This is a genomic window from Alcanivorax sp. HI0044 (assembly GCF_001634945.1).
This window is the reverse complement of sequence record NZ_LWEZ01001592.1, coordinates 1-11,356: the sequence shown is the minus strand read 5'-3', so window position 1 is coordinate 11,356 and position 11,356 is coordinate 1. Positions and strand designations below refer to the sequence as shown.

The window sequence follows — 11,356 nt, the reverse complement described above, 5'->3', positions numbered from 1 at the left end:
GACATCTGGTCGGTGCCACTCCAGGACACATAGCAGTGGTCACCGTCCTTGCTGGTGGTCACCCAATACGGTTTTTCGCCAATACCGGTTTTCAGTTCGTAGGAGAAATCGTCACGGTCCACCAGCGCCACATAGTCGCTCATGGTGCCGGCCACACAGAAGGTGCTGTCGTCTGCACTCAAGGCGATGCCGTGGTGGGCGGAATCGTTCACATACGTTTCCCGGGTCACCAGCGGGCCGGTCAGGTCCGGTAGCTCGGCCAGACGCAACACTTTCTGCTCTTCCATGTCGTACTCGATAAAGCCGTGCAGAAAAGACAGCTGGAAGTAGAAATAACGCTCATCTGCCGTGTGCGCCATGGGCCGCACTGCGGTGCTCAGGTTGCCATAACCCGCGGCCTCCAGATCGGCTTCCAGATCCAGCGTTTTAATAATTTCCAGGCTGTCGGCATCCACTACCTGAAACACCCGCTCCCCCTTGGTCGCATCCAGCAGGTTCTTGCCAAGCAGGGCATCGGTGACGCCGCCCAGCAGCTCGCTGTCCAACGGGGTGTACACGGTACCGATACTGGCGTGATAAATGCGCTTGCCTTCCTCGGAGTAGATATTTTCATGGGGCGAGTCACCGGACGGGAACTTGCCCTGCTCTTCACCGGTTTCCACATCGAGAATATGGACCACGTTGCCGGTGGAGGCGGACACGGCCACCTGGGTGCCATCCGGGGACAACGCCATGTGATCGGAACGGTAACCGTCCACCTCAAAACGCCAGACCACCTCACCGGTGGCAATATCAATGGCGGCCACATCCGCATAGCTGGGGCGGGAGACGATCAGCAGGCGGCCGTCATTGGAGCTGTACATATCATCCACGTACTGGTGATGACCTTCGCCAATGAGCACGCGAATCCCCTGAAAGAACACCAGATCCAGTGGGTTCATGGCAATTGCCTTCTCCCGCTCGGTCTGGTCCGGTATGCCATTGATGCGCCCCAGTCGCTTGTAGGTGCTGGCATCAATCACATCGACCATGCCTTCCCAGTTATTGCCCACGAAAATGACCTTGCGCGGGCCATCTGGCTCGGTAGCCGGGTTGTCAGGGGATTCGTCCGCCGGCGCTTGCGGCTCCGCCACCTCCCGCTCTGCTTCCTGCGCCGGGCTACTGGCGGCGGGCGCATCACTGCTGCCACCCCCACCACACCCTGACACCAGCAAGGCGGTACTCAAGGCGATAGCACCCAAAGCACGGGGAAAGAACGGGATCTCGAAAACCGGTTGGCGCAGCAGCATGGCGATTCCTCAATAAGCCTGTTGTTGTGGATATAGAGCTGTCGATATATCGCTGCCCACAGGTTAATTGAGACGATCGTACAATCTAAATGTACTTTCCTTGTTGTTATGTAACGTATTACGCCGGACGCCCGGTGCCAGAGGCCCGACATAAAAAAGCCACCGCGAGCCCGTGGCTCGCGGTGGCTTTTTGTGGTGCTTTACCCGTTAGGCGTCGGGCGTCATGCATCCAGCGTAGATCAACCCAACTTGCGGCCCGTCTTGGCGGCAATACGCAGACGCAGCGCGTTGAGCTTGATAAAGCCTTCCGCATCTTTCTGGTCGTAGGCGCCGGCATCGTCTTCAAAGGTAGCAATGGACGCATCGAACAGGCTGTCGTTGTCGGAACGGCGGCCGACAACGGTCACGCTGCCCTTGTAGAGCTTCAGGCGCACTTCGCCGTTCACGTGTTCCTGGGTGGCATCGATCAGCTTCTGCAGCGCCAGACGCTCCGGGCTCCACCAGTAACCGTTGTACAGCAGCTCGGCGTACTTGGGCATGACGGAGTCTTTCAGGTGCGCGGACTCACGATCCAGGGTCAGGGACTCAATGGCACGGTGGGCCGGCAGCATGATGGTGCCACCCGGGGTTTCGTAGCAGCCACGGGACTTCATGCCCACGTAACGGTTTTCCACGATATCCAGGCGGCCAATACCGTTATCGCCACCCAGCTTGTTCAGTTTGGTCAGCACGTCGGCCGGGCTCAGCGTTTCGCCGTCGATGGAGACGATGTCGCCCTTTTCAAAGCCCAGGGTGATGTAGGTGGCCTGGTCCGGGGCCGCTTCCGGGCTCACACTCCAGCGCCACATGTCTTCTTCGGCTTCCCACCACGGATCTTCCAGGTTGCCGCCTTCGTAAGAGATGTGCAGCAGGTTGGCGTCCATGGAGTACGGGGATTTCTTCTTCTTGTTGGAGAAATCCACCGGGATATTACGCTCTTCACAGTAGGCCATCAGCTTTTCGCGGGAGTTCAGATCCCACTCACGCCAGGGGGCAATCACCTGAATGCCCGGGGCCAGCGCGTAGGCGCCCAGCTCGAAACGCACCTGATCGTTGCCCTTGCCGGTGGCACCGTGGGAGATGGCGTCAGCGCCGGTCTCTTCAGCAATTTCCACCAGGCGCTTGGCAATCAGCGGGCGCGCAATGGAGGTGCCCAGCAGGTACTCGCCTTCGTAGATGGCATTGGCGCGGAACATGGGGAACACATAATCGCGCACGAATTCTTCGCGCAGGTCTTCAATGTAGATCTCTTTCACGCCCATGGCTTCTGCCTTGGCGCGGGCCGGCTCCACTTCTTCACCCTGACCGATATCGGCGGTGAACGTCACCACTTCACAGTCGTAGGTATCCTGCAGCCATTTGACGATAACTGAAGTATCCAGGCCACCGGAATAAGCCAGTACCACCTTGTTGATCTTGGACATTGAAAGACTCCGCAAATGGGCGACCGGCAGCGCATGGGCCGGCCCCCGATGAATCGTGGGGCATATCGAGGGGGCGTATTGTACCCGCCCGCCCCCGTGCCCGTCACCTCCATGACAGCCACCAGCCCGGTTTCGCCTGTTGCCTGCGTGACGATTCCGGTAGCATAAGCCCCGCTCGCCGTTGCGCTTGCCGTTTCTGCGGGGTCTTTGTGTTTGATGGAGTGATCATGAGCGATCAGCATCCCAGCCTGGCGCTACGTTTCCGCGGCTTTTTGCCCGTCGTTATCGACGTGGAAACCGGGGGATTCAATTCCCAGACCGACGCGCTGCTGGAAATCGCCGCCGTCCTGATAGAAATGGACGCCCAGGGCAACCTGCGCCCGTCCACCCGTATCCAGTTCCATGTGGACCCGTTCCCCGGGGCCAACCTGGAGCAGGCCGCACTGGATTTTACCGGCATCGACCCGAACAACCCGTTACGCGGGGCGGTATCGGAAGAAACCGCCCTCAAGGGCGTGTTCGAACCGGTGCGCAAAGCGATTAAACAACACGGTTGCACACGCGCAGTACTGGTGGGCCATAACAGCTTCTTCGATCAGGGTTTCCTGAACGCCGCCACCGACCGGGCCGACATCAAGCGCAACCCGTTCCACCCGTTCTCCAGTTTCGATACCGCCGCCCTGGCCGGGCTGGTATACGGACAAACGGTGCTGGCCAAAGCCTGCGAAGCCGCCGGCATCCGTTTCAGCCAGCGCGAAGCTCACTCCGCCCTGTATGACGCCACCCGCACGGCGGAGCTGTTTTGCTCCATGGTCAATCGCTTCAAGACCCTGGGCGGCTGGCCACCACCACCGGCCAAAACCATCCCGCCAACCCTGGCGAAAGAGCTGGATTGATTGGACGCCTGACGCCTGACGCTGCGCAGTGTTTTGATCCTGCTTTTAGCGTCAGGCATTGTGCGTCAGGCATCCGGCAAGCAGCGCAAAAAAAAGGGGCGCCATTTCTGGCGCCCCTTTCTTGTGCTGCTTTCTATTACAGCTTGTCTGCGTTACCAGACAGGTACTCGGCCACACCGTCCGGGGTGTCCTTCATACCGGAATCGCCTTTCTGCCAACCCGCCGGGCAAACTTCACCGTGCTCTTCGTGGAACTGCAGGGCGTCAACCAGACGAATCAGCTCGTCCATGTTACGGCCCAGGGGCAGATCGTTAACGATCTGGCTGCGTACCACGCCGTTCTGGTCGATCAGGAACACGCCGCGGAATGCCATGCCACCTTCAGACTCAACGTCGTAGGACTGGGCAATACCGTGGTTCATGTCAGCGGCCAGGGTGTATTTCACCGGGCCGATCCCGCCTTCGTTGACCGGGGTGTTACGCCATGCGTTGTGGGTAAAGTGGCTATCGATGGACACACCGATCACTTCCACGTTGCGCTCTTTGAACGCATCCATGCGGTGGTCCAGAGCGATCAGCTCGGACGGGCACACAAAGGTGAAGTCCAGCGGGTAGAAGAACACCAGGCCATACTTGCCCTTGATGGCTTCGGACAGGGTGAACTCGTCAACGATGCTGCCATCGCCCAGTACAGCAGGAACAGTAAAATCCGGTGCAGGTTTACCTACCAGAACGCCCATTGTTTCTCTCCATTGTTTCCATTTATACGATTTAGCCAGAGCAATACCGTCTCTCTGGCCGCTTGAAATCAGTGCAGCAGATCATACAACGCCCATGGCAATCCTGCATGGGCTAGCTGCATTGGACAATCATGGGGATTGTGTCCCGGCTTTCAACAGGCAAAGCGCTTTCTTTGGCAGGAATCTGGATCGTTTGCGCAAAACACCGCCAATTCAGCCCCCAGGGCCCTATGAACGGCGGGAGCGACTCCAGATCACCGTACCGGTCAGCGCCAGCACCACCAGCACCAGGGCCGCCAGGTCCATTACTAACTGGCCGGCCAGACCGAACAAACGCCCGGCATGCAGATCCAGCAACAAACGCTGCCAATTCAGTGACGGCGGTACACTTTGCGCCACTACACGCTGCTTCATGGTTACGGGCAGGGCCTGGAACAGGGAGGGCGCCCAGGTGGCGCCCTCGGGCAGCGCCACGCTGGCCAGCTGATCCACATCGTACTGGCTCAACCCCTGCTCGGTTTTCAGCACCAGCCCCTGATCATTGCGCCCCAGGGTACTGAATGCAGGCACCCCGTAGGCTGGCCCCATACGCTCCACCTGTTGGCCCTGGGCATCCAGCAGCAACAGTGCGTCAGCACAGCCGACCACCGTCCAGCCATTATCCTGCACCACGCCACGCAACGGCGCCCGACAATAGAGGCTCTTTTCCCCGTCAATAAACAGGCTGTCATTGGCCTGGGCATACCAGCGGTTATCCAGGACGATACCCGACACGGACTCTGGCACCGGCGCACCGTACCAGCGCGCCAGCAATGGCGGCAGCGGCCGGGACGACCAGCCGAAGGATTCGATATGATTAAGCAGGACGCCGGTGACAGATAGCACCAGCACGGGCAGCGCCACGGCTAACCCCAACCAGCGATGCCAGCGGCGCCACTGGCTTGTGGATTTGCGTTGTTTCACCGGCTCTTCCCATGGCCAACAGCAACGCCATTGATTGTAAGCACAATGGCACCGGAACCAACACCGCAACCATCAAGCGACTGAACGAATCCGTCAGCCTTTGGGAAAACTTATCATTCCCCGCTGCTGGCGCAGTATGTCACCCCTACGGAGGCAAGGCCCCGCCGCCAGCCATGCACAAAAAACCCGGCACTGAGGCCGGGTTTTTGGGTCGTAACAGCGCCTCATTCAGGCGTTGTCATCCGACTCCACGGCAACCCCATCAACCAGCTCCTTGAGCTGACCGGAGCGGTACATATCCATGATGATGTCGCAGCCGCCGACCAATTCACCACCTACCCACAACTGCGGGTAAGTCGGCCAGTTGGCATACTCTTTCAGGCTCTGGCGAATTTCCGGGGCTTCCAGAATATTCACATAGGCAAACGGCTTGCCAACGGCGGTCATCGCTTCCACCACCTGGGCGGAAAACCCACACTGGGGAAACTGGGGGGACCCTTTCATGTAGAGGATCACCGGGTTCTTTTCGATCTGGTCTTTAATGACCTGGATAACATCCATACTGACTACCTGGCGGTTGTAGGGTGTATTGGCTGTGGTTGGCCACTATTCTACCACTGATGGCCCTGCCCATCCCAGATGGGGTCGCAAAGGCGTAGCTTCAAGGGGCCCGAAAACAGAAAAGGGGGCCGAAGCCCCCTTTTCCTTGGTTACAAACCGCTGTCTTAGAAATGCACTTTCATGCCCACGTAGCCGGTACGCGGCTTGTTGGGGCGGGCGCCGGCAGGATCACGGGAAACGATTTCCTGATCGTCGAACACGTTGTCCACCTTGGCGTACACTTCCATATCGCTGCTCACCTGATAGGTCGCCACGATATCGGCAATCACGTAATCGCTGGTGCGTTTGAACGTGGTTACCTGACCAGCACGGTCACAGCTATTGTCGATGCACATACCATCGGTATGGCTGACGGACATCAGTGCAGACCAGGCCGCCGGTTTTTCCAGGCCGAACGTCAGGCTGGCCAAGTGCTCCGGCAGGTACGGCAGCACATCACCATCCAGCACGGATAAATCATCCGCATCCTTGGTAATTTCACCGTCGGTATAGGTATAAGCCAAGCGAATCGGGGCACGAAGACCACTATCACCTTCCCAGACCACGCTGCTCAAGCCCACTTCCAGACCCCGCACTTCGGATTCACCAAAGCTCTGGGTGCCGGAATCGTCACCATTAGGGCAAGGGTTAGCGATGGAGCAGTTCTGGATAGTGTTTTCATAATCGCTGTAGAACGCGATCACATCCGCACTGAAGTTCTCGTTCCAGTAGCGGAAACCGGTTTCATAGTTGACGCTCTTTTCCGCATCGGTGCCTTTCTGGGAAGACGCACCTGCAGGCGCAAAGCCCTGATGCACACCGGCCAGTACCGACCAGTTGTCATTGAGCAGCCAGGTAGCACCCAGACCCGCCATCAGTTCTTCGTTACGATTTTCAGTACGGGCACTGACGTTGTTACGAGCCGGATCGCCCCAGCGCTTGCTTTTGCTTTCCACGTTCTCGTAACGCAGAGAACCGGTAACAATGAAATCACCGATGTAAGCGTGGTCGATGATCCAGGCAGACATGGCATCCGCATTTTCCAGACGGTTATCACCGCCGGTGGGCAAGGTTGATGTCTGGTACACCAGGCTGCCATTGGTCTGATCGAAGGTATCCGTGGGCTGGTAGCGATCCACTTCATCCTGATGGTAACGGGCGCCGACGATCAGATCATTGTCCACGGAACCGGTCTGGAAACGGTGGTTCAGTTCGGTCTGCACGCCTTCGGAAACGTACTCACGATTATTGTTCTTGAACACCAGGTCCGTGGCATCCGCGGTACCACGCAGAACCGCCTGGTTGGCACCGCCATTGGTGTTGGCATCTGCTACAAAACCACCAATACCCTGGCCACCAATACTGGCCAGCTTGTACCAGTTACGCTGGAATTCGTTGCGGTACACCACGGAGTTCAGTTGGGTGTTCTCGTCAAACACCAGGGTATGACGCAGGGACACCGCATCACGATCATTGTCCATCTGATCAATGTCACTCATGCCGTAACGGCGGTTGGCATCACGCTCGAAATCCCGATCGGTCAGGCCCAGATAGGTTTCGTCGGACACTTCACTGGAATGCTCCAGTTTCAATTCAAACGCCTGCTGGATATCAGCGGTTTCCGGCGCCTGCCAGCGCAGCTTGGCCACATAGTCGCGCTTGTCAAAACCGCTGTCGCGGTTGGACCGGTCGATATCCTTGAAGCCCTGGGAACGTTGCTGGTGAGCTTCCAGCATGAAACCGAACTGGCCCTCAGTGGCACCGTAGTAGGCGTGGGCCCGCTGGGCACCGTCTTCACCGCCTTCCACATTGACCATGCCGGAAGCACGGGCGGGAATCGGGGTGGACAGGAAATTGATGGCACCACCCACGGTAAAGGGGCCGTAACGCAGGGTGTCTGGCCCTTTCAGCACTTCAATGCCGTAGAAACGACCGGCGCTGGGGAAGTAGTAGGCAGCCGGAGCAGCATAGGGGGCCGGAGCGATCAGCACCCCATCCTCCATCAGAGTGACCTTGCTGGATCGGTCACGGCCGGAACCGCGGATACCGATATTCGGGCGCAGGCCATAGCCTTCTTCTTCCTGGAAATAAACGCCAGGCACGTCACGCAGCATGCGGTGCACATCGGTGTTTTCTTTTTCTTCCAGATCTTCGTTGGAAAGCACGTGGGCAGAGCCGCTAACGCTAAAGGTATTCTGGCGATCCCCGATAATCTGTACCGGTTTCAGTTCATTGGCCTGATCAGCGAAAGCCGGAACAGCTATGGCGGAGGCAATGGCGCAGCAAAGCAAGCGACGCTGTAAATGCATGATTTTTTCCTTCCCGACGCAAATGCGAAAATGTAAAAATTGTAAGCACGGGAAGATACAAGGAAAAAGAATTAATGGCAATTCGCCATCATTCTCATTTACATTTCCTATCGTAATAACCACCGCCACCGGGTGAAGCCACTACCAAACGATCACCAACACGGGCGGTAAAGCTGGTTTTTGGCGGCAGCAACCTGCCGTTGTGGCGATTTTCCCCCACCGCACCATCCTGCCCACCTGCCAGCCCCCAGGGCGCATGACGGCGGCGCTCGGTGAGCAGGGTCACCTGGGCATCACCCAGAAACTCCAGCTCACGCACCAAACCATCGCCACCCACAAACTGCCCATCACCACCACTCTCCCGGCGCAGCTGATAACGGTGCACCCGCAATGGATAGTGGGACTCCAGGCTTTCGATGGGCGTATTGAGAGTATTGGTCATATGGCTATGTACCGCCGACAACCCCGGACCGCCGGCATGGGCGCCAGTACCGCCGGCCATGGTTTCGTAATAATCCCAGCCATTGTCACCGCCGGCGCCCATCGCCACGTTATTCATGGTGCCCTGGCTGGCAGCGGGGATTGCCTCGGGTGCCGCCTGGGCCAGAGCCCCCAGCACCACATCCACCACCCGCGAACTGGTTTCCACATTGCCGGCGGCCACCGCCGCCGGGCGGCCAGCATTGAGCAACGAGCCTGGCGGGGCGGACAGGCTGATAGGCCGGAAGAGACCATCGCAGGCAGGCACGTCATCGTCCATCAAGCAGCGAAAACAGTAGTAGGCCGCCGCTGCCGCCACGGACAGCGGGCAGTTAATATTCCCCGCCACCTGATCAGCCGTGCCACTGAAATCCAGAAAAGCTTGATCCCCGGCAATGGTCAGGCTGACAGTAATGAGGATGTCCCGCTGGCCCTGGCCATCGTCGTCCATGTAGTCCTGGAACCGGTAACAACCATCCGGCAGAGTCGCAATGCGAGCGCGAGCACGCTTTTCACCATAAGCATTGAGGGCATCAAAGGCCGCCACCAGATCTAACTGCTGATCCGCCAGCTCCGCCAGACGCCGGGCACCCGCCTCACAGGCACTGGCCTGGGCGGAAAAGTCAGCAAAGCGCGGGCTCTCTGCCGGCAACGCCCCACTCTCCTCCAGCCCCGCCAGATGCCGACACAATGGCACCTGCCACAGCCCGGCGCGTTTCAACCAGCTGGGAGCAATAACAATCCCTTCCTGCTCCAGATGCGTGGATACCGGCATGGATCCGGGGCTGTGGGCGCCAATATTGGCATGGTGAGCCCGGGACACGGCGAAGCCGATCAGGGTCTGCGACTGAAATACCGGAGCAATCACGGTCACATCCGGCAGATGCGTGCCGCCCAGATAGGGATCATTCACCACCATCAGGTCCCCGGACTGCCAAGTTCTGCCACTAACCAGATCCGCCATGGCGTAGGCCATGGAGCCCAGATGCACGGGAATATGCGCAGCCTGAGCACATAAACGGCCCTGAGCATCAAAAATGGCACAGGAAAAATCGAGCCGATCCTTGATGTTCGGAGACAGGGCACTGAGACGCAGCACCGCGCCCATTTCATCGCAGACACCGGCAAGGCGGTTGGCAAAAATACTCAGCTGGACAGCATTCATAAAGGCGATCAATAAATAATAATGAATAGTTAATAGCTAAAACCATTAACCCTTGAGGCAAACAAGCCTAAGCCAATCCATACAGGGTGTTAACTATTCACTGAAATGTGCGCTATTATCGGGGGTTCCCGGCAGCCTAACAGCTGCCGTTTTTTGTTTTGGTCATGCCAAAACAGACGAATTCGCTTTAACGAGTCAGGGTAATGAGCCAGCAATTTTTGATTCCCACCTACGCGCGCCAGCCAGTGGCTTTCGTGCGGGGCGAGGGCGTGTGGTTGTACGACGAAAACGACCACAAATACATGGATGCCATCTCCGGGATTGGCGTGTGCAACCTGGGCCACTGCCACCCGGCAGTCACCCGCACCCTGGCCGAACAGGCCGGGCAGCTGATGCACACCTCCAACCTGTACCGCATTCCTGCCCAGGAATCGCTGGCCCAGCGGCTGTGCGAATTGAGCGGCATGGAGAACGTGTTCTTCTCCAACTCCGGAGCAGAAGCCAATGAGGCCGCCATCAAGATTGCCCGCCTGTATGGCTCACGCAAACAGATCGCCCGCCCCACCGTGATCGTTATGGAAGGCAGCTTCCATGGCCGCACCATGGCGACCCTGTCCGCCACCGCCAATGCCAAGGTGCAGGAAGGCTTTGCGCCTCTGCTGGACGGTTTCATCCGTGTGCCGTTCAACGATCTGGCAGCAGTAGAAGCCCTGGCTGATAATCACGATATTGTCGCCGTTCTGGTAGAACCGGTGCAGGGCGAAGGCGGCATCCACATCCCCGCCAACGATTACCTGGCCGGCCTGCGCACCCTGTGCGACCGCAATGACTGGCTGCTGATGTTGGATGAAATCCAGTCCGGCAACGGCCGCACCGGGGATTACTTTGCCTGCCTGGGCGCCGGTGTCACCCCGGATGTGCTGACCACCGCCAAAGGCCTGGGTAACGGTTTCCCCATCGGCGCCTGCCTGGTGGCCGGCAAGGCAGACGGCGTGTTCGGCCCCGGCAATCATGGCAGCACCTACGGCGGCAATCCGCTGGGCTGCGCCACCGCCCTGACCGTGGTAAACACCCTCACCGACGACATCATTGATGGCGTGGCCGACAAGGGATCCTGGCTGAAAGACGCCTTTACCCAGGCATTCTCAGCTCTGCCCATGGTTACCGAGATCCGCCAGAAAGGCCTGATGCTCGGCATCCAGCTAGATCGCCCCTGCGCCGAACTGGTTAACCGGGCCCGTGACGCCGGCCTGCTGATCAATGTCACTGCCGGTTCCGTGGTGCGCTTGCTGCCGCCACTGGTAATCAGCCAGGCAGAGATGCAGCACCTGGTGGACACTCTCTCGACTCTGATCCACCGTTTTGCCGACGAGCAGGAGGTCGCATGACCCGTCATTTCCTGACCCTCACCGACCTGACCCCGGATGAGCTCGGCTACCTGATCCAGCGCGC

General features: G+C 58.7%; 9 protein-coding genes. 2 read left to right on the top strand and 7 right to left on the bottom strand.

Going from position 1 to position 11,356, the window contains the following annotated elements; all coding sequences use genetic code 11:
• Positions 1–1,289, bottom strand: a 1,289-nt coding sequence (locus tag A3730_RS24145; protein ID WP_063539141.1) for a YncE family protein, incomplete at its 3' end; no start/stop codon positions are given.
• A 239-nt stretch (positions 1,290–1,528) separates the two neighbouring features.
• Positions 1,529–2,752: an argininosuccinate synthase gene (locus A3730_RS24140; RefSeq protein WP_063520993.1), complete on the bottom strand. Its 1,224-nt coding sequence runs from the start codon at positions 2,750–2,752 to the stop codon at positions 1,529–1,531.
• A gap of 227 nt (positions 2,753–2,979) precedes the next feature.
• Between A3730_RS24140 and rnt the strand changes: the two genes are divergently transcribed.
• Positions 2,980–3,648: a ribonuclease T gene (rnt, locus tag A3730_RS24135; protein ID WP_063520992.1), complete on the top strand. Its 669-nt coding sequence runs from the start codon at positions 2,980–2,982 to the stop codon at positions 3,646–3,648.
• 136 nt (positions 3,649–3,784) lie between these two features.
• On the opposite strand, the gene A3730_RS24130 is transcribed toward rnt, so the two are convergent.
• The 5 genes from A3730_RS24130 to A3730_RS24110 all read right to left on the bottom strand — a co-directional run bounded on the left by A3730_RS24130 (position 3,785) and on the right by A3730_RS24110 (position 9,904).
• The gene (locus A3730_RS24130) at positions 3,785–4,387 is read right to left on the bottom strand and encodes a peroxiredoxin (RefSeq protein WP_035248916.1); all 603 of its coding nucleotides are present in this window, start codon (positions 4,385–4,387) and stop codon (positions 3,785–3,787) included.
• Positions 4,388–4,615: 228 nt separating this feature from the next.
• A complete protein-coding gene (locus A3730_RS24125) occupies positions 4,616–5,350 on the bottom strand; it encodes a PepSY domain-containing protein (RefSeq protein ID WP_063520991.1) in 735 nt (244 codons plus the stop codon).
• Between the two features lie 228 nt (positions 5,351–5,578).
• Positions 5,579–5,911 carry a Grx4 family monothiol glutaredoxin gene (gene grxD, locus A3730_RS24120; RefSeq protein WP_063520990.1) on the bottom strand — a complete coding sequence of 111 codons (333 nt, stop codon included), beginning with the start codon at positions 5,909–5,911 and terminating at the stop codon, positions 5,579–5,581.
• 164 nt (positions 5,912–6,075) lie between these two features.
• Positions 6,076–8,259 carry a TonB-dependent receptor domain-containing protein gene (locus A3730_RS24115; RefSeq protein WP_063539139.1) on the bottom strand — a complete coding sequence of 728 codons (2,184 nt, stop codon included), beginning with the start codon at positions 8,257–8,259 and terminating at the stop codon, positions 6,076–6,078.
• A 94-nt stretch (positions 8,260–8,353) separates the two neighbouring features.
• The gene (locus A3730_RS24110; protein WP_063520113.1) at positions 8,354–9,904 is read right to left on the bottom strand and encodes a hydantoinase B/oxoprolinase family protein; all 1,551 of its coding nucleotides are present in this window, start codon (positions 9,902–9,904) and stop codon (positions 8,354–8,356) included.
• A gap of 203 nt (positions 9,905–10,107) precedes the next feature.
• Here A3730_RS24110 and A3730_RS24105 point away from each other — a divergent pair, with 203 nt between their 5' ends.
• Entirely contained in the window at positions 10,108–11,292 is a 1,185-nt protein-coding gene (locus tag A3730_RS24105) for an aspartate aminotransferase family protein (protein WP_063520114.1), read from the top strand.
• Positions 11,293–11,356 lie beyond the last annotated feature (64 nt).

Excerpts from the sequence above, each read along its gene's own strand:
- A3730_RS24140 (WP_063520993.1), bottom strand. The coding sequence starts at position 2,752 with ATGTCCAAGATCAACAAGGTGGTACTGGCTTATTCCGGTGGCCTGGAT.
- rnt (WP_063520992.1), top strand. The coding sequence starts at position 2,980 with ATGAGCGATCAGCATCCCAGCCTGGCGCTACGTTTCCGCGGCTTTTTG.
- A3730_RS24130 (WP_035248916.1), bottom strand. The coding sequence starts at position 4,387 with ATGGGCGTTCTGGTAGGTAAACCTGCACCGGATTTTACTGTTCCTGCT.
- grxD (WP_063520990.1), bottom strand. The coding sequence starts at position 5,911 with ATGGATGTTATCCAGGTCATTAAAGACCAGATCGAAAAGAACCCGGTG.
- A3730_RS24115 (WP_063539139.1), bottom strand. The coding sequence starts at position 8,259 with ATGCATTTACAGCGTCGCTTGCTTTGCTGCGCCATTGCCTCCGCCATA.
- A3730_RS24110 (WP_063520113.1), bottom strand. The coding sequence starts at position 9,904 with ATGAATGCTGTCCAGCTGAGTATTTTTGCCAACCGCCTTGCCGGTGTC.
- A3730_RS24105 (WP_063520114.1), top strand. The coding sequence starts at position 10,108 with ATGAGCCAGCAATTTTTGATTCCCACCTACGCGCGCCAGCCAGTGGCT.